At 66.1% G+C, this 18,145-nt stretch carries 20 protein-coding genes and 1 pseudogene; 15 read left to right on the forward strand and 6 right to left on the reverse strand.

Going from position 1 to position 18,145, the window contains the following annotated elements; translation table 11 throughout:
- Both RCJ92_RS10225 and RCJ92_RS10230 read left to right on the forward strand, forming a co-directional pair.
- Positions 1-282: pseudogene (locus RCJ92_RS10225) on the forward strand (SseB family protein); the annotation flags it as partial.
- A gap of 37 nt (positions 283-319) precedes the next feature.
- The gene (locus tag RCJ92_RS10230; RefSeq protein ID WP_396278169.1) at positions 320-1,663 is read left to right on the forward strand and encodes an MFS transporter; all 1,344 of its coding nucleotides are present in this window, start codon (positions 320-322) and stop codon (positions 1,661-1,663) included.
- Positions 1,664-1,771: 108 nt separating this feature from the next.
- Here the strand turns inward: RCJ92_RS10230 and RCJ92_RS10235 are convergent, their stop codons facing one another.
- Positions 1,772-2,137 (reverse strand): DUF1844 domain-containing protein, encoded by a 366-nt coding sequence (locus tag RCJ92_RS10235; RefSeq protein ID WP_138174329.1) that lies wholly within the window; start codon positions 2,135-2,137, stop codon positions 1,772-1,774.
- A gap of 291 nt (positions 2,138-2,428) precedes the next feature.
- Between RCJ92_RS10235 and infC the strand changes: the two genes are divergently transcribed.
- The 11 genes from infC to RCJ92_RS10290 all read left to right on the forward strand — a co-directional run bounded on the left by infC (position 2,429) and on the right by RCJ92_RS10290 (position 12,445).
- Complete coding sequence (infC, locus tag RCJ92_RS10240) at positions 2,429-3,109, forward strand: translation initiation factor IF-3 (RefSeq protein ID WP_138174331.1); 681 nt, start codon at positions 2,429-2,431, stop codon at positions 3,107-3,109.
- A gap of 178 nt (positions 3,110-3,287) precedes the next feature.
- Positions 3,288-3,482: a 50S ribosomal protein L35 gene (gene rpmI / locus RCJ92_RS10245; protein WP_054821765.1), complete on the forward strand. Its 195-nt coding sequence runs from the start codon at positions 3,288-3,290 to the stop codon at positions 3,480-3,482.
- A 112-nt stretch (positions 3,483-3,594) separates the two neighbouring features.
- The gene (rplT, locus tag RCJ92_RS10250) at positions 3,595-4,293 is read left to right on the forward strand and encodes a 50S ribosomal protein L20, sunset domain variant (RefSeq protein ID WP_138174335.1); all 699 of its coding nucleotides are present in this window, start codon (positions 3,595-3,597) and stop codon (positions 4,291-4,293) included.
- 143 nt (positions 4,294-4,436) lie between these two features.
- On the forward strand, positions 4,437-5,318 hold the full coding sequence (locus RCJ92_RS10255; RefSeq protein ID WP_343831319.1) for a TrmH family RNA methyltransferase: 882 nt from the start codon (positions 4,437-4,439) through the stop codon (positions 5,316-5,318).
- 91 nt (positions 5,319-5,409) lie between these two features.
- On the forward strand, positions 5,410-6,402 hold the full coding sequence (locus RCJ92_RS10260) for a cation diffusion facilitator family transporter (protein ID WP_138174339.1): 993 nt from the start codon (positions 5,410-5,412) through the stop codon (positions 6,400-6,402).
- Between the two features lie 25 nt (positions 6,403-6,427).
- Positions 6,428-6,976: a (deoxy)nucleoside triphosphate pyrophosphohydrolase gene (locus RCJ92_RS10265; protein WP_446754492.1), complete on the forward strand. Its 549-nt coding sequence runs from the start codon at positions 6,428-6,430 to the stop codon at positions 6,974-6,976.
- 67 nt (positions 6,977-7,043) lie between these two features.
- Positions 7,044-7,694 carry an LppM family (lipo)protein gene (locus RCJ92_RS10270; RefSeq protein WP_138174343.1) on the forward strand — a complete coding sequence of 217 codons (651 nt, stop codon included), beginning with the start codon at positions 7,044-7,046 and terminating at the stop codon, positions 7,692-7,694.
- 110 nt (positions 7,695-7,804) lie between these two features.
- On the forward strand, positions 7,805-8,884 hold the full coding sequence (pheS, locus tag RCJ92_RS10275; RefSeq protein WP_171021123.1) for a phenylalanine--tRNA ligase subunit alpha: 1,080 nt from the start codon (positions 7,805-7,807) through the stop codon (positions 8,882-8,884).
- 4 nt (positions 8,885-8,888) lie between these two features.
- Positions 8,889-11,429 carry a phenylalanine--tRNA ligase subunit beta gene (pheT, locus tag RCJ92_RS10280; protein WP_396278172.1) on the forward strand — a complete coding sequence of 847 codons (2,541 nt, stop codon included), beginning with the start codon at positions 8,889-8,891 and terminating at the stop codon, positions 11,427-11,429.
- Positions 11,430-11,539: 110 nt separating this feature from the next.
- Positions 11,540-11,839 carry a hypothetical protein gene (locus tag RCJ92_RS10285; RefSeq protein WP_396278173.1) on the forward strand — a complete coding sequence of 100 codons (300 nt, stop codon included), beginning with the start codon at positions 11,540-11,542 and terminating at the stop codon, positions 11,837-11,839.
- A gap of 276 nt (positions 11,840-12,115) precedes the next feature.
- Positions 12,116-12,445 (forward strand): hypothetical protein, encoded by a 330-nt coding sequence (locus RCJ92_RS10290; RefSeq protein WP_446754493.1) that lies wholly within the window; start codon positions 12,116-12,118, stop codon positions 12,443-12,445.
- Positions 12,446-12,466: 21 nt separating this feature from the next.
- Here RCJ92_RS10290 and RCJ92_RS10295 read toward each other — a convergent pair whose 3' ends face one another.
- Positions 12,467-13,750, reverse strand: a complete 1,284-nt coding sequence (locus RCJ92_RS10295; protein WP_446754494.1) for an MFS transporter — start codon at positions 13,748-13,750, stop codon at positions 12,467-12,469.
- 80 nt (positions 13,751-13,830) lie between these two features.
- Here RCJ92_RS10295 and RCJ92_RS10300 point away from each other — a divergent pair, with 80 nt between their 5' ends.
- Positions 13,831-14,265, forward strand: a complete 435-nt coding sequence (locus tag RCJ92_RS10300) for a ClpX C4-type zinc finger protein (protein WP_396278176.1) — start codon at positions 13,831-13,833, stop codon at positions 14,263-14,265.
- A gap of 203 nt (positions 14,266-14,468) precedes the next feature.
- Entirely contained in the window at positions 14,469-15,989 is a 1,521-nt protein-coding gene (locus tag RCJ92_RS10305) for a DUF5129 domain-containing protein (protein ID WP_446754495.1), read from the forward strand.
- Between the two features lie 92 nt (positions 15,990-16,081).
- Here RCJ92_RS10305 and RCJ92_RS10310 read toward each other — a convergent pair whose 3' ends face one another.
- The 4 genes from RCJ92_RS10310 to RCJ92_RS10325 all read right to left on the reverse strand — a co-directional run.
- Positions 16,082-16,597, reverse strand: a complete 516-nt coding sequence (locus RCJ92_RS10310) for a phosphoribosyltransferase (RefSeq protein WP_138174357.1) — start codon at positions 16,595-16,597, stop codon at positions 16,082-16,084.
- A 166-nt stretch (positions 16,598-16,763) separates the two neighbouring features.
- Positions 16,764-17,138, reverse strand: a complete 375-nt coding sequence (locus RCJ92_RS10315; protein ID WP_054821355.1) for a PH domain-containing protein — start codon at positions 17,136-17,138, stop codon at positions 16,764-16,766.
- A 68-nt stretch (positions 17,139-17,206) separates the two neighbouring features.
- A complete protein-coding gene (locus RCJ92_RS10320; RefSeq protein ID WP_446754496.1) occupies positions 17,207-17,839 on the reverse strand; it encodes a rhomboid family intramembrane serine protease in 633 nt (210 codons plus the stop codon).
- 95 nt (positions 17,840-17,934) lie between these two features.
- Positions 17,935-18,145 (reverse strand): GNAT family N-acetyltransferase (locus RCJ92_RS10325; protein WP_446754497.1); only part of this gene is annotated, 211 nt, incomplete at its 5' end.

The following is an 18,145-nucleotide window of genomic DNA, read 5'->3' on the forward strand; positions in this document are numbered from 1 at the left end:
CTGGGCGCACTCATCGGCCAGGCGACCGAGGGTCATGACGAGCTGCGGCAGGTGCGCGTCGGGCCCGGACACGGCGTCGGATCGCGGGACAAGGCCGGCAAGCCGGTGGCCGGCGGCGGCTCCGGGCCGGAGCTGCTGCTGCAGTTTGTCTTTGCCTCGGGCACCAGTGAACAGCGTGCCCGCGAGGTCACCAATCGGGTCCACGAAACGCTGGCGAACAATCCGCAGTTTGCCGAAGCGGTGGACTCCCTGGAAATCAGCCTGCTGAGCGCACCAAGTTAAGAACCGAGCAAATATGAACCTTTAGGAGGGCAACAGCTTGAGCATGAAACGTTACTGGCAGATCCTTCGCCAACCGGCGATCGGCGGCCTGCTGGTGATCGGAATGATCGCACGACTTCCACACTCGGCGCTGAGCATGCTGCTGTTGCTGCACCTGGTTCTGAACCTGGGCCAGGACTGGGCCTCGGCCGGGATCGTGGTGGCCCTGATGACCGTGGGCATCGCCGTGGGTGCTCCGTGGCGCGGGCACCAGGTAGACCAGTGGGGGCTGCGCCGGGCGTTGATTCCCTCGATCATCATCGAAGTGGCGGTGTGGAGCACGGTGCCGCATGTGCCGCTGGTGTGGATCTATCCGCTGGCGTTCCTGGGCGGGCTGTTCGCCCTGCCGGTCTTCTCCGTGGTGCGCACCGCGCTGGGCGTGATGACCACCGGCGAGCAACGACGCTCCTCCTTCGCCCTGGATGCGATGGCCACCGAGCTGGTGTTCATCGTCGGCCCGGCCTCCGCCGGCATCATCGCCACGCAGCTGGACACCACGCTCGGGCTGACCGCGGTGGGCATCCTCGGATCGCTGGGCGGGGTGGGGCTGTTCCTGCTGAACCCTCCCACCCGCAGTGAGGATCCCAAGGCGAAGGCCAAGAAGGCCAACGTGCACGAGGAGCGGCTGGGGGCCGAAGCCAGCTTCGTGGCCGCCGCCCCCGCCGGTGTGCACGAGGTGGAAGGCGAGCTGATCGCCGCCGGACGCAAGTCCGCCCGGGCCCGACTGCGCGAGCGCGGGCGCAAGGTCAAGACCAGCTTCACCTGGATGAGCGCCTCGGTGCTGGCCGTGTTCATCGCCTCGGGCGGCGCCGGCGCACTGCTGACCGGCACCGAGGTGAGCATCGTGGCCGAGCTGGAGCAGCAGGGCAACCCGGGGGACCTGGGCATCGTGTTCCTCTTCTGGTGCGGCGCGTCCCTGATCGGCGGGTTGGTCTACGGCATGATCGAACGCCGGATCTCCCCGCTCGTGCTGCTGCTGGGCATGGCGGTGCTGACCATCCCGATGTACTTTGCCACCGACACCTGGTCCCTTGCGCTGCTCTCCGCGCTGCCCGGCCTGCTGGTTGCCCCGACCTTGTCCGCGGCCTCGGAGTGGCTCACCGATCTGGTGGCCGAGCACCGTCGCGGGGAAGCGATGGGCTGGTACGGTTCGGCGATGACCGCCGGTACCGCGCTCGGGTCCCCGGTCACCGGCGCCGTGGTGGACCTGGCCGGTCCGGCCGCCGCGTTCGCCGCCGTCGGGGTGATCGCCATGGTGGTGGTGCTCGCCGCACTGATCGCCCAGCAGATCCGCCGCCGCATCCGCCGCAAGGCCCGGCGCAAGCTGGTCCAGGTGCAGTAGTGCACTGCCGAACAGAAACCGGGGGCGCGGCAGGAAAATCCTGCCGCGCCCCCGGTTTTATCATGTAATTTTAATCGCAGCTTCGGCTGCCGGTGCCCCGCCCAGGGACTAGCTGACCGGGCCGGTGAACTTCTCGCCCGGGCCCTTGCCCGGCGCATCCGGGATGATCGAAGCTTCCCGGAAGGCCAGCTGCAGGCTGCGCAGACCATCGCGCAGGGGAGCGGCGTGCTGCGAGCCGATCTCCGGCGCCCCGGCGGTGACTAGGCCTGCCAGTGCGGTGATCAGCTTGCGGGCCTCGTCCAGGTCCTTCAGCTCGGCGGCGTCCTTGCCCTCGGCCAGGCCGCACTTCACGGCGGCGGCACTCATCAGGTGCACCGCGGCGGTGGTGATGATTTCAACGGCAGGAACCTCGGCGATATCGCGGACCTGCTGATCGACGGCCTGCTGCATTGAATTGGAATCTTCGGTACTCATACTGCTAAGCTTGTCACAGACCGACTTGATTGGGTTACTTGGTTCTGGCCTGAAACAGGTTATGTGACCAAGGGATCATGATCGAGACATGCAAGTGGAGGCCATCTCCCACCCGCTGTCGCCGTGCAGGCGTCCGGGTACTTCGGCGGGAATCCCTCACGGGGATTCCAAGGCAGCAGGGTTCAGTAGATCCACTGGTGCCGTAGTCGACTTTGTGGCCTTCGCCTGCATCAGCAGCGGAGGCCTTTTTCGTTGCTGGGCAGCACTACTTACGACTAACAGGAGTTACACATCAGCGATCCACGCATTAACGAGCGCATTCGCGTACCTGAGGTACGCCTCGTTGGCCCAAATGGTGAACAGGTGGGAATTGTCCGCATCGAGGACGCCCTGCGCCTGGCTCACGAATCCGATCTCGACCTGGTCGAGGTGGCCCCCAACGCCAAGCCTCCAGTGTGCAAGTTGATGGACTTCGGCAAGTACAAGTACGAAGCCGCCGTCAAGGCACGCGAGGCCCGCAAGAACCAGACCAACACGGTCCTGAAGGAAGTCCGCTTCCGCCTGAAGATCGACAAGCACGACTACGAAACCAAGGTCGGCCACGCCCTGCGCTTCCTGGGCGCCGGTGACAAGGTCAAGGCCATGATCCAGTTCCGTGGACGTGAGCAGCAGCGCCCGGAGATGGGCATCCGCCTGCTGGAGAAGTTTGCAGAGGACGTTGCGGAAGTTGGAGCCGTTGAGTCCAACCCGCGCATCGATGGCCGCAACATGGTCATGGTGGTCGGTCCGCTGAAGAACAAGGCCGAGGCCCGTCGCGAACAGCAGCAGAAGTCCGGCGGTCGTGGTTCCAAGCGCCGCGTCGCCACCGACGCTCCGCAGGAAACCTCGGGGCAGAACGTGGCCTCCTCCATGGACGACGAGGCTCGCGCCAAGCTGGAGCAGGCACGGGCCCAGGCCGAGGGCGAGGCGTAAGCCAAGCCCTCCGGGTTCCCCGGAACCCGCCGCCTTCAGGGCGAACGGTCCTTCCTCCGCGGAAGGGCCGCACTAGAAAAGAACAACAGCGGTCGTCTCGCTTTGAGGGGCCCGCTTCGGATGATCCCCGACGGGTCCTACACGGATCCGATCGGAGCACGTAAGGAGAACGGCAGCTATGCCGAAGTTCAAGACTCATAGTGGCGCCAAGAAGCGCTTCAAGGTGACCGGCAGCGGAAAGCTGGCGCGTCAGCAGGCCAACCGCCGCCACTACCTGGAGCACAAGTCTTCCCGCATCACCCGTCGCCTGGCCTCTGACCAGATCGTTGCCAAGGCCGATGTGAAGACCATCAAGCGGATGCTGGGCCTCTAGGCCTTCCCCTTCGCAAGCATTACTCGGGGAAGCCTTACCCCAACCAACCACTAGTTTTCACCGCCGGAGAAGGACCTTCGCCAGCGGGAACAAGATTTGAAGGAGTACACACGTGGCACGTGTGAAGCGGGCAGTCAACGCCCATAAGAAGCGTCGCGTCGTAATGGAACGCGCCAAGGGTTACCGCGGTCAGCGTTCGCGCCTTTACCGCAAGGCCAAGGAGCAGCTGCTCCACTCGTTCGTATACAGCTACAACGACCGCCGCAAGCGCAAGGGCGACTTCCGCCGCCTGTGGATCCAGCGCATCAACGCCGCTGCCCGCGCCAACGGCATGACCTACAACCGCCTGATCCAGGGCCTGAAGGCCGCCGAGGTCGAGGTTGACCGCCGCATGCTGGCCGAGCTGGCCGTCTCCGACGCCAACGCCTTCGCCGCGCTGGTCCAGGTAGCAAAGGGTGCCCTGCCGGCTGACGTCAACGCCCCAAAAGCGCCTGAGGCAGTAGCCGCCAAGGCCCCGCAGGCCGCCGCCGCCAAGGCTGCCGCCCCGAAGGCTGAGAAGGCTCCTGCCGCTGCTTCCGCCCACACCTCGGCCTCCAAGGCCGAAGCCGCCGGTGGCATCAAGGCCATCGAGGGTCAGGACGCTCCGGAAGGCTTCGTCATCAAGGGCAACTCCGGCTCGAACAAGTACCACGTGCCGGGCTCGACCTGGTACGAGCAGACCACTGCCGAGTACTGGTTCAACTCGATCGAGTCCGCCAAGGCCGCAGGCTACGAGCCTGCCGGTGGCGAAGCTCGTCAGCAGATGAAGTAAAGCCTTACTCATCCTTCACCACCCGTCACCGGTGCCAGGCGCCGGATGCGGGTGAGGAAACACACCAGCGGGTGCAGACCATAACCATGGTCTGCACCCGCTGGCGTTCTGCCCGGCACCGTATTTGCCGGTATTCTCGAATCATGACCAGCTATGAAGAACCGGTGATGTCCAACCCGCGGGCCGACAAGGTCAAAGCCGTCGCCCGGCTGGCCACCCGCGCCGGACGCAAAGCCAGCGGACACTACCTGGTCGAAGGCCCGCAGGCCGTACGCGAGGCGCTGAAGGCGCACGCCGCCACCGGTCAGGTGCTGGTCTCGGTGTACGCCACCGAACACTTCCTGGGCTCCTCCTCCGAATTCAGCGAACTGCTGCAGGACGCCCAGATCCCGGCCCGCACCGTCACTGAACAGGTGCTCGCGGCCATGGCCGACACCATCACCCCGCAGGGCATCATCGCCGTCGCCCGGCGCAACGAACCGGATCTGCGGGAACTGCTTGACTCCGCACCGCGGCTGATCGCGGTGCTCTGCCGGGTGCAGGACCCGGGCAACGCCGGCACTATCCTGCGCGCGGCCGACGCGGCCGGGGCGGACGCGGTGCTGTTCACCAAGGGCAGCGTGGACATCTACAACCCCAAGACGGTGCGCTCCACCGTCGGCTCGCTCTTCCACCTGCCGGTGATCGGCAACGTGGACTTCGCGGAACTGACCTCCACCGCCACCCTGCACGGCATCCAGCTGCTGGCCGCCGACGGCTACGCCGAACACGACCTGGACACCCTGCAGGACCAGGCGGTGCTGCGCCGCGCCGGGCAGGGCGGGGAACCGGCGGCCGGGCAGCCGGCCCTGGACGTGCCCACCGCCTGGCTGTTCGGCAACGAAGGCCAGGGGCTGGACGAGACCGAAAAGCAGGCCGCCCACCACAGGATCGCCGTGCCGCTGTACGGGGTGGCCGAATCCCTGAACGTGGGCACCGCCGCCACCGTCTGCCTGTACGCTTCGGCAAGGGCGTTGCGCCCCTGACCCGGTTACTGACATAGTCCGAGGCAGGGCACCAGCAGTTGCTCACCGCACCGGTGCCCGCACAAGGTGTACACGGCCGAAAGGGACGCCAATGGCGAGTGAAGAAAGCACGAAGTCGATCATCGCGGCGCTCAGCGCCAACCTGGCGATCGCCATCGCCAAGTTCGTGGCCTGGCTGCTCAGCTCATCCTCCTCGATGCTGGCCGAGGCCATCCACTCGGTGGCCGACACCGGCAACCAGCTGGTGCTGCTCATCGGACGGCGCCGCTCCAAGCGCAAGGCCGACACCGAGCACCCCTTCGGGTACGGGGGAGAGCGCTTTGTGTCCGCGTTCCTGGTCGCCATCATCCTGTTCAGCGCCGGCGGGCTGTTCGCCCTCTACGAGGCCTATGAGAAGTTCCACGACCCGCACGGCATCACCGGACCGTGGTGGTGGGTGCCGCTGGCCGTGATCGTGTTCGCGATCATCGCCGAGGGGCTCTCGCTGCGCACCGCAATCAAGCAAAGCGCCCGGGCCCGTGGGCGGCGCGGGCTGCTCAGCTTCGTGCGCAGCACCAAGAACCCCGAACTGCCGGTGGTGCTGCTGGAGGACACCGCGGCACTGCTGGGCCTGACCTTCGCCCTGCTCGGGGTGGGGCTGACCATCCTGACCGGGGACGGACGCTTTGACGCCGCGGGCACCGCCGCCATTGGCGTGCTGCTGGTGGTGATCGCGGTGATCCTGGCCGTGGAGACCCGCTCGCTGCTGCTGGGCGAGTCGGCCAGCAAGGCGCACGTGCAGGCCATCCGCGGTGCCGTGGCCAACGCGGACACCGAACTGGTGCACCTGCGCACCATGCACGTGGGCCCCGAGGAGCTGCTGATCGCACTGAAGATCGTGGTGGCCCCGGACGCCACCGGCGCGCAGATCGCCGATCACATCGATAGGCTGGAAAAGGACATCCGCGCCGCGGTGCCGCTGCGCAGCCTGATCTACATCGAACCGGACATCAAGCGGCGCGCGCTGCCGGCGGACCCGGAAAGCGCCGGGCTGCAGAGCCCGGAGCAGCCCGGGCCCACCCCCGGCCAGCCCGGCACCGCCTGAGTGAAGCACACGAGAAGAGAGCCTGATGAGCCTGAAGCAGATCGTCGCGATCGCCCTGGTCGACTCGCTGCAGCACCCCACCCGGCTGCTGGCCGCCCGGCGCAACCGTCCGGCCGCGCTGGCCGGGCTATGGGAGTTCCCCGGCGGCAAGGTCGAACCGGGGGAGGACCCGGTGGAAGCGGTGCGCCGGGAGATCCGCGAGGAGCTGGGCATTGAGATCACCCTGGGCGATGAGATCTACGGTCCGCTTGAGCAGGGCTGGACGCTGAACGAGCGGGCGGCGATGCGCGTGTGGTTCGCCACCATCGCCTCCGGCACCCCGCGCCCGCTGGACGGACATGACCAGCTGCGCTGGCTGGAGCTGGGCGCCGAGCCGTGGCAGGCGGTGCCCTGGATCCCGGCCGATGAACCGATCGTGCAGGCCTGCGTCGCCGACTCGAAGGCCCCGGTCGGGCCCGTGGCGCAGTGCCGGGCGCAAGCGCCTAGGGCCCGACGAACTGGGCGCGACCGGGCCCACCCGCGTAAGCTGGGAGGAGCAAAAACGCCCGGCCCGCGCGGCGGGGCGGATCAATAGAGCGAAGAAGACCACCGAACGCTAGTGAACGAGCCCGCTGGATGGGGCTGTGCTGAGGAGAGAGCGCGTGAAGAAACTTGTAGGTGTACTGGCGATGATGTTCACCGCCATGTTGGCCCTGGCCGGCTGCGTGAACACGGACGCCCACGTCACCATCGAGGGCCAGGACAAGGCCAGCGGCACCGTGGAGGTGACCACCGACCGCGCCCTGCTGCAGGGCGCTTCACTGGATGACGTGCTGGCCACCAAGATCGACACCCGCCAGCTGGACCAGATGGCCGGGGAGAACTGGACCTACGAGAAGATCGAGACCCAGGACCGGGTGGGCCTGCGCTTCAACACGGTCAGCTCGATGAACTTCGTGCAGCTGCAGGACGCCTTCCAGGGCTTTGAGCTGCCGGTTCAGCTGGGCACCACCGAGGACGGCTTCAAGTTCGCCATGCGCGGCAACGCCCCGGGCTCCACCGATCCCAACGCCGCCAAGGCCACCATGTCGGTGACCTTCCCCGGCTCGGTGACCTCCACCACCGGCCCGGCCACCATCGAGGGGCACACCGTGACCTTTGACATGGTGCAGGGAGCCACCGAATACGAGGCCACCGGCAAGGCCAACTACGCCCTGTTCTACTCCGTGGTCTTTGGCGGCGCCCTGCTGGTGCTGACCCTGATCATCGTGTTGGCCATGGCCCCCAAGGCCAAGGACACCGCGGCCCACTAAAACCGCCCACTCACGCATCAGGCCCGTCATCGAATCAGTCGTTGGCGGGCCTTGCCAATAGAATGGGAAACAAGTCAATTACCAGCGAAGAGAAGGATCACCAGATCCCCATGTCTGACCAGACAATCCAAGAAACGCCGGTGGACGGCGCCGCGCCACCGCACCCCACCGATGAGCAGGGCGTGAACGCCGCCGTCGAGGCCGCCCTGTCCGCCATCGCCGCCGCCGCCGACCTGAATGAGCTCAAGGCCGCCCGCCTGGCGCACACCGGGGAGAAGTCCGCGCTGTCCCTGGCCAACCGGCAGATCGGCAAGCTCGACAAGACCGAGAAGGCCGCCGCCGGCAAGCTGGTCGGCGCCGCCCGCGGCAAGGTGAACAAGGCCCTGGCCGCGCGCACCGAGGTGCTGCAGGCCGAAGAGGCCGAACGCATCCTGGTCGAGGAGACCGTGGACGTCACCGCCGCCCCGGTGCGCCGCCCGCTGGGCGCCCGCCACCCGCTGTCGGTGCTGCAGGACCGTGTCGCGGACATCTTCGTGGGCATGGGCTGGGAAATCGCCGAGGGCCCGGAAGTGGAATCCGAGTGGTTCAACTTCGATGCGCTGAACTTCAAGCCGGACCACCCGGCCCGCGAAATGCAGGACACCTTCTTCATCGAACCGGCCGACGCGCACCTGGTGCTGCGCACCCACACCTCCCCGGTGCAGGTGCGTTCCATGCTTGAACGCGAGGTGCCGCTGTACGTGCTCTGCCCTGGGCGCACCTTCCGCACCGATGAGCTGGACGCCACCCACACCCCGGTCTTCCACCAGTTCGAGGGCCTGGCCGTGGACAAGGGCCTGACCATGGCCGACCTGCGCGGCACCCTGGAGCACTTCGCCCGGCAGATGTTCGGCGCCGAAGCCGAGATCCGCCTGCGCCCTGCCTACTTCCCGTTCACCGAGCCCAGCGCCGAGCTGGACATCTGGCACCCCGGCGCCAAGGGCGGGCCGCGCTGGATCGAGTGGGGCGGCTGCGGCATGGTCAACCCCAACGTGCTGCGCGCCGCGGGCATCGACCCGGAGGTGTACTCCGGGTTCGCGTTCGGCATGGGCGTGGAGCGCACGCTCATGTTCCGCAACGATGTGCCCGACATGCACGACATGATCGAGGGCGACGTCCGTTTCAGCCAGCACTTCGGGATGGAGATCTAACCCAATGCGAGTACCACTGTCATGGCTGCGCGAGTACGCGCAGGTACCTGCCAACGCCTCGGCTGAGGACGTGATGGCCGACCTGGTCAAGGTCGGGCTGGAAGAGGAGGACGTGCACCGTCCCTCCGACGAACTGCACGGCCCGATCGTGGTCGGCCAGGTGCTGAGCCTGGAAAAGGAGCCGCAGAAGAACGGCAAGACCATCAACTGGTGCCAGGTGCGCGTGGTGCCCGAGGGCACCGAGCAGACCCTGACCGGGGACGGGATCGATCCCTCGGGCGTGCAGGGCATCGTGTGCGGCGCACACAACTTCGAGGTCGGGGACAAGGTCGTGGTGACCCTGCCCGGCGCCGTGCTGCCCGGGGACTTCCGCATCTCCCCGCGCAAGACCTACGGCCACGTCTCGGCCGGGATGATCGCCTCCTCGCGCGAACTGGGCATCGGGGAGGACCACGACGGGATCATCGTGCTCTCCCGCCTGGGGCTGGATCCGGAACTGGGCACCGACGTGCTGGAGCTGTTCGGGCTGAAGGACCAGGCCGCGGAAATCAACGTCACCCCGGACCGCGGCTACTGCTTCTCCATCCGCGGGGTGGCCCGCGAATACGCGCTGGCCACCGGCACCGAGTTCACCGACCCGGCCGCCACGATCAAGCTGACCCAGGCCGCCGCTGAAGGCCACCCGGTGCGCGTTGCGGACGACGCCCCGATCTACGGGGTGCCCGGCTGCACCCGCTTCGTCACCCGCGAGGTCACCGGCATCGACCCGGCCCGCCCCACCCCGCGCTGGATGGCGGCCCGGCTCTCGCTGGCCGGGGTACGCTCGATCTCGCTGCCCGTGGACATCTCCAACTACGTGATGCTCGAACTGGGCCAGCCGCTGCACTTCTACGACGCGGACAAGCTCGCCGGGCCGATCGTGGTGCGCCGCGCCACCGCCGGGGAGAAGCTGACCACCCTGGATGAGAAGGAACGCACCCTCAACCCCGAGGACCTGCTGATCACCGACGACTCCGGGCCGATCGGCATCGCCGGGGTCATGGGCGGGGCCTCCACCGAGGTCGGCGCGGCCACCACCCGGGTGGTCATCGAGGCCGCGAACTTCGAACCGGTCTCCATCGCCCGCTCCCGCCGCCGGCACAAGCTGCCCTCCGAGGCCTCCAAGCGCTTCGAGCGCGGGGTGGATGTGAACGTGGCCGACGTGGCCGCCCAGCGTGCCGTGGACCTGCTGGTCGAGCTGGCCGGGGGCACCGAAACCGCGAACATCACCGACTACGGCAACCCCGCCGAACCGGTGAGCATCCTGCTGCCGGCCGGGTACGCCAGCTCCCTGGTGGGCATCGACTACACCGAGGAGCAGATCATCTCCGCGCTGGAGGGGATCGGCGGCACCGTGACCGCCACCGGCGAGGGCTTTGAGGTCATCGCCCCGACCTGGCGCCCGGACCTGGCGATCAAGCAGGACCTGGTGGAGGAGGTGGCCCGCGTCATCGGCTACGACCAGATCCCGGCCACCCTGCCCGTCGCCCCGCCCGGGCGCGGGCTGACCCGCACCCAGGCCCAGCGCCGCCGCCTGCTGCAGGGCCTGGCCGACGCCGGACTGACCGAGGTGCTGGCCTACCCGTTCGTCTCGGCCGCGCAGAACAACACGTTCGGCACCCCCGAGGCGGGCACCGAGGTGCCCAGCGTGAAGCTGGCCAACCCGATCTCCTCCGAATACGGGCTGCTGCGCACCTCGCTGCTGCCCGGGCTGCTGGAGATCGCCCGGCGCAACCACGGCCGAGGCTTCCGCGACCTGGCGCTGTACGAGGGCGGGCTGGTGTTCCTGCCCGCAGCGCAGACCGGTTCCAAGGTGCTGCCGCCGCTGGGCGCCAAGCCGAGCGATGAGGTGCTGGCCGAACTGCGCGCCGGCATCCCGAACCAGCCCTGGCACCTGGCCGCCGTGCTCACCGGTCACGAGGCCGCCGCCGGGGTGGGCTTCACCCCGCGCGCCTGGGACTGGGCCGACGCACTGGATGTTGCGCGCACCGCCGCCGGGATCCTGGGCGCCGAACTGGAAATCGCCCAGGGCAAGCACCAGGCGTTCCATCCGGGGCGCACCGCGGCGCTGAGCGTGAACGGCGAACTGATCGGCTACGCCGGCGAACTGCACCCGCAGCTGCTCAAGGACCTGGACCTGCCCGCGCGCACAGTGGCCATGGAACTGGACGGCGAGGCCCTGATGGCCGCTGCCCCGGCCGTGGTGGTCGCCGAGCAGATGACCACCCAGCCGCTGGCCACCCAGGACGTGGCACTGGTGGTGGATGAGCAGGTCGTCGCCGGCGACGTGCTGAGCGCACTGCGCGAGGGCGCCGGTGAACTGCTGGAGGACATCGCACTGTTCGATGTGTACTCCGGCCAGGGCATCGAGGACGGCAAGAAGTCACTGGCCTTCGGGCTGCGCTTCCGCGCCATGGACCGCACCCTGACCGCGGACGAGGCCTCCCAGGCCCGTGCCGCGGCCGTGGCGGTCGCCGCCGAACGCTTCGGCGCCGTGCAGCGCTAGCAATCCGCGAAAGCGCCCTGCACCGTTCCTCACATTGGGGGCGGTGCAGGGCGCTTTTTACGTGGCCCGTGTTGCCACCGTTTCCAGGTCCACACCCGGATGCCAGGGGGATGCGCATCCGTGAAATACTCGAGCCATGGACCACCAAATGCCCATCGCTGTCCGCGCAACCGCGCTGCGGGCAGCGCCGCTGGAGCAAACGCCGGTACCGGTTCTTCCGCTATGACCTGCGCTTCGCCGATGGGGCTCAAGTACACGATTTGGACGGCACCGATTTTGACCGTCGGCTGCAGGGCGTCCGCTATCCCGCAGACCTGAACAGCACCCGCATCGACGCCCAAGGCACTTGCCCGGACGAAGGCTTCGGCCAGTGGGTGGACTACCCGTACGGTTGGCCGCTTTCCTTCTAAATCCTTGATTGACGGCCCGGTTGACATGCTGGGAAGCCGGATTGCACGGGGCCGTTCCCACGGCCCGACGCGGTATCCCTGCTGGTTTTGTCGTCAGCCAACGGGCGTTATTGTCAGGCGTGGCTTCCCTGCCGACACTCAGGACATGAATCCTTCGGCTAGATTGGTGGTCCTTCCTTTCGCAGCGGCGCTGATGCCTGGGAGGCTCGCCATTCAGTCCCTGCCGCCGCTTAGGCAGCGTCCCGGGGCGGAGAGTATTGGGAAACCGCCCATCTGGTGGCTCCTTATGCGGCCGTCGGAATCATCGCCGTTGCCCTGGAGCAGTTGCCAATGCTGATCTTGCTTGCGGGCCTCCGGGACCGAACACGAAGCCGCGTGCTCACCACCATCCGCTGGTTCGGCACCATGAGCGGATTGCCCATGGTCTCCGTGACCTTTGCGGTGTTGCCAATGGTGCACCTGCTTGTTGTGGTTGGAGTCGGCGGATCTGGCGTTCTGCCGGTGTTGACTTCGGTGATCATGAGCGGGCTGGTTCTGCTGGGCCTGCTGCTGTGGCCGCGTGCCCGAATCGTCGCCTGCACGACAAAACGTGCCGTTCAGGTGTAGAGCAGGAATAGGCCGTTGCGGCTACTTGGATTCAGGCGAATGGAGGCTCGGAGAATCCGGAGCTTGCAGCTCCTCGGGCACCGCTCGCCACGAGCGCACAGGTGAACAAACGATAGGAGCGGCCGATAGAAGTGCGAGCAGGGCCCATCCCCACAGTGCGATTTCCGGTCCATACGCCGAGGCAACAGCGCCGCCGATCACGCTGGCCAGCGGCATCATCCCAATAATAAAAAAACGGTAGCCTGCCGTTACTCGTCCCAACATGTGCGGGGGAGCGAGGCGCGGAATGACATCTGCACCGGCGACGGAGTGAAGGACCATTGCCAATGCCCAGCCGAAGCTTGAAATCCCTACCCACAGTTCGGGGAAGAAGGGTAGATTTCCCGCCATCGGGTAAGCCGCCAGAATCAGCGGAGTCGTCGCAGAAACGATGATTTTGCTCTTACCAATTCCCCAGATGCGTAGCAGCGGAACTGCGATGAAGGAACCGCACAACGCTCCAGCGGCGCCTAACGTTCCGAGCATCGCATACGTTGCAGCATCGATACCCAGTTGCCCCAACGCGAAAACGACGGTTGCCGCATTTCCGAACATGGCGCCGGCGTTCAGTAGCACTGAGCTTAGTGAGAGGGCGCGAAGGTGACGTTCTTTGACGAGGAAGTGAATACCGGCCATCGTCTCCTGCCAGAACGGGCCTTCCGGCGCCGTTGTGGAATCGGAAAATCGGGTGCGCAGTATCGAAGAGGCAGACAAGAGGTAGGAGGCAACGGATACGAGGAGCGCGGCCGGGGCGCTGACAATTCGTAACATCACGCCTACCACCGCTGGGGTGGCCATACCAATCACGCTTTGTGCCGAATGCAAACGTGCGGCCGCAAGGCTGAGGAGATCATCTCCCACCACTCGTGGCAATGCGGTGCTGTGGGCTGTAGTGAAGAAAACATCGGCCACGCCAACTAGGGCAGTAACAAGGAGGAGCTGCCATAGCGCGAGAACGTCAACCAGAAAAGCAACGGGAAGGCTCAGCAGCATCAGGGCCCGTAAGACACTAGCCGCGATCATGATCCACCTCTTGCGCCATCGGTCGACTAAGACTCCCGTAGGCAGTCCCACCAGCAAGAACGCGATGAGCCCCAGTGAATTCAGCAGTCCCACTTCGAATGCGCTGGCGCCTAAGACGGATACAGCGATCAGCGGAAACATCGTCCGTGCGGTGGTGTCTCCGACACCTTCGAAAGCTGCGGAGACCCAAAACCGGCGGAAATTCGGGAGCTTAAAGACACTAGCCGCGCCTGCCCGGTCCATTCTAAAACTATGTAAGGCCATGCCTGACAGATTGTCAGGTAGAACCTTACGGGTCAAGGTATGCTGAGGACTAAGGGAGTATGAAGATCGAGAAAAGTGGAAGGGTGGCAGGGAAGAAGGCCATGCGCGACCGTCATCTAACGCCGGAGGCGTCATTTTGCAGTTTCTGTGGCACTACCAAGCATGGTTCGCTGGCGATGGTCGGCGGGCCCGGTGTCGCAATCTGCTCGACCTGCGTAGCCGAGGCGGCCTCAGTGATGAAATCCGAGAACGGCGGGAATGAATTGCGGCCCAAGCCGTGGGAAACGATGGATGATTCTCAGTTGCTAAACCATCTACCCGAAGTTTCGGCAGTTAAGGATCAGGTCGAGCTCAGCTTGGCAGCGTGGGTAGCCATCGCCCGGGAGCGCAAGATCAGCTGGGACAGGATCGGTCAGGCACTGGGGATCACGCGGCAGTCCGCCTGGGAGCGCTTTCGCAACGCCACGAGCCCTTCCCGCTCGACCAGTTCGTGACCAATGGCGGCGAGACCAATCCGCCGGAAGTGGACTGGCTGGAAGCAGGATCAAGATCAGTCACTAGCTTTCAAGTGATCGTCGTGCTCCGCGGGGGTGCGCTTATCTTGTTGTTGGTGGTGCGACAAAGATTGGTCTATGGATAGGATGAAGATAGACCAACCTCCGCACGAACTAGTCAGCAGTCTGGGAAGGGAACCCCAATGTCTCAAGTCAGCCTCCCGATTCGAACCGCCGCCGCCTCAGCGGTGGCGGCCCTGGGATTGCTGGGGATCCTTCCTGCAGCCCACGCCGCCCCGGCCGTAACCGTTCCCGCCGGACAAAACCTGGAATCTGTGACGGTGAACGACACCGCCGGGGTGATCAACGAGGACCGGGTACGGGAGGCGCTGGAAGAGGTCGACTTCTACGAACCGACCAAGGTTGTTGTCTACACCCGCGAGGGAAACTACGCGGATAACATCAACACCAAGACACTGCTCTATGCCCGTACCGCGCACCCCGAGTGGATCTCACAGAAGCCAGAGGACCACGGCGACTACTGGGCGGACGGATATTTCATCATCACCCTCTCCCTTGAGGGTCCGGACTCCGGACAGGTCGGAACCTATTTCGGCGAAGACCGGAAGGTCAGCGACGAGCTGATGGAAAAGATCCACGAAGCGGGTTATGAGGACTTCAAACAAGCCCGCTGGAGCGACGGGATCATTGCGGTGGCGACCGAAGGAGCCTCGTTCATGAACCGGCCCTGGTATAAAAACCCCGTGGTGTGGGTGGTAACCGCTGCGGGTGGGGGCGTGGGTGGCATCGTTTGGGGCAGTGTCGCCAAGGTGCGTTCGAACCGGCGCAAGAAATTTGCTGACCAGTTGAAGACGGGGACGACGCACCTGACGAACGTGACCATGGACCTGGACACCACCGAGTTGGCGGCCCGGACCTTGCCCACCGGCTCCCACCATGCTGCGGACCTGGAACGCCGGTTCGCCGACTTCGTCGCCAGCTACCGCTCCTCCTTCACCGAACAGCAGGAATTGGAAGCTGCCACAAAGAAGGAACGCTCCTCTGCCCAGGGGGTGGTACGTACCGAGAACTTCCTGACCGCCGCCCAGGAGCTGGATTCCACCGATGATGCGATCATCGCCGCCTCGGCCCTCTACACGCGGTCCGCCACCTGGGAAACGGCCTGGCGGGCCCAGACCGCGCCGCTGCTGGAGGACCTGGATCAGATTCCGCAGCTGGTCAAGGAAGCCGAAGCAGGAACCGAGGCGGCAGGGGCCGCACTGGAATCCTTCCGCCATACGGCCGTGGACGAGGCACAGTTCATCGGCACTGAGCTGAAGGCGGAGGTGATCGACGTCGATACCGCCCTGGACCGGTTGGCGCAGCTGCGCGAGCAGCTGACTGAGAAGCTGGAGGACTTTGCCACGGCCCAGATCGATGCCTACGCCCAGAACGACGACGAGAAGGAGGACATGCGCCGCAAGATGCGCGAGTCACGCTCCTCTTACTCCCAGCAGTGGCGCGGCGGCGGTTCAATCCTGGACGTGACCAGCCCGGCCAGCATGTTTTGGCGCGTGCAGGCCTACAACACGGGCTACAGCTCCGGGGTGAGTTCGGTGACCTCATCCCGTGAGGCCGCCAATCCCCCCTCTTCCGGGATCTCCCACGGGTATTCCGGAGGCGGCGGCAGCTTCTCCGGGGCCGGCGGCTCCTCCCGGTTCTAGGCGCTCTGGCTACGGCTGCTTGATCAGGCCGAAGGTTAAACAGCGGGAGCCGGAAACGTCGGCAGACGCTTCCGGCTCCCAAGCTGGTGGGACTACTTGCCGGCGGTTACCGGCGGCAGGGCCGACCAGGGGAATGTGATCCACTTGTCGGTGCGGCGCCACTCGAAATCCGGTTCCTTGATGGTGCGCGGCTTGGTGTAGAGGCACACCGTCTTGACCTCGGAACCCCACTCGCCGACCAGGTCAACGACCTTGGCCAGGGTGCGCCCCGAGTCCGAGACGTCGTCCACCACCAGCACCTTCTTGTCGCGCAGGTGTCCCTCGTCCAGCAGCGGCGGCAGCACGACCGGCTCGGGCAGCACCGTGCCAATCCCGGTGTAGAACTCGACGTTCAGCGCGCCGCACGCCTTCACGCCCAGCGCGTAGGAAATCGAACCGGCCAGCAGCAGGCCGCCGCGGGCGATCGCCAGCACCACGTCCGGCACGAAACCGGTATTCACGATGGTCTGGGCTAGCTCACGTGAGGCCTGGCCAAACTGGTCCCAGGTCAACACTTCGCGTTCTGGCTCGGGCAGGACATCTGCTCCGGAATCATCAAGGGCTGTCATTCTTCCAATGCTAGCGGCCCGCCGAGGCTTTGGGCGGTGGATCCCGAAGTACTTTTCTGCACCTTCGCCCGTGACGTTCCCGACGCCCGTGACGTTCCCTACTGCCGCTTCGCCTCCGCCGTACCGATGTGGAACACCGGCAGGCTGCTGAACAGGGGACAGGGCGCTACAGGACGTAGGACGCGATCAGCTTGGACAGGGCCCGCACATCGACCTTGCCCTTGAACTCCAGGCGGACCTTGCCCAGTCCGCTAAACCACAAATCCAGCTCGGCATCCAGGTCAAGGGTCCCGGCCGTCTCGACGGAGAACGCCTGAACCTTCGAATAGGGCAGTGAGGTGTAGTCCCGCTTCTTGCCGGTAATGCCCTGGACGTTGAGCGCGATCAGGCGCTTGTTCGTGAAGGCCACCGAATCGCGCACGCCCTTGAAGGTCGCGAGCAGTTCCTCACCCGGCACCAGCAGCGGCGTGAGTTCCGGGGCCAGATCGGCCATGTTGCTGGGGCTGAGCTTGAACACCGAGGAGTTGTTGAAATCGATCATGGCTCGACTCTAGCCGGAGCGCGGGACATTCAGCTCCCGGGCTGCAGGCAGCAAACGCTTCGCGGCCTTCAGTGCTCCGGGAGGCTTCTTCGCCGCCGCTGTCCGTCGAAGGCCAGCGCCGTGAGCGCGCCCAACACGGCAGCGCCGCCGTGGATATCCCCGCCCACGAGCAACCCCATCACACACAGCAGCCCCAGCAAGCCCGAGGCGCGGGCCACCGAAATGCCGCTGCACGCGCCGCGCACCAGCAGCGAACCGGCCAGCCCGAACACGAGCACCGAAGAGCCTGCGCCCACCGGCTGCACCAGCCACCCCCACACCTGGGCGCCGATACCCGACACGAGGGCTATGAGAATCCAGCGGCGCCATCCCCATACCGCTTCGGCCAGCAGCCCGATCCAGAGCAGCGCCGCCAGGTTCCAGATCGCGCCGCTCAGCCAACCGTCCTGGACCAGCAGCGCGGTCACCAACCGGTAGGGCTGGTGCAGCCATGCGGAAAACCCATTGCGTTGCCAGTCCCCGAGCAGGAACGGTGCCACCGTGAGCTGCAGCGTGCAGGGGACGCCGATGAGCACGACGGCGCTGAGCGTGGCCACCGGGCGAAAGCGGGGCCGCTTCCTGCCCGTCCGGCTAAACTGCCAGCAGGCCGACGCGGCGCAAAGCACCACCAGGTAGGGGATCGTCGTGGTGACCCAGGACATGGCATTCCTCCTTTCGCCCCTGATCGGCGTGGGGACACCCGGGGCCCGGCTGCGCCGTGCTGCGGTCCGCGGGGCCGGCGCAACGGGCCGGGTGATCAGTCGGCCAGCTGCGAGGACGCCCTCCAACGGTATACCAGCAGGCCCTCCTGCGCCGGGCCGGCCACAAAACCGCGGCGGGTCAGCGCCCGAACCGAGGCAACATTGGTGGCCTGCACCCGGGCGGTGAGCACTGGCACCCCGAACACCCGCGGGATCAGTTCTTGGGCGGCCTGCACCATCGCCCCGCCGATTCCCTGCCCCCAGAAC

The sequence above is a fragment of the Glutamicibacter sp. BSL13 genome (assembly GCF_052928425.1).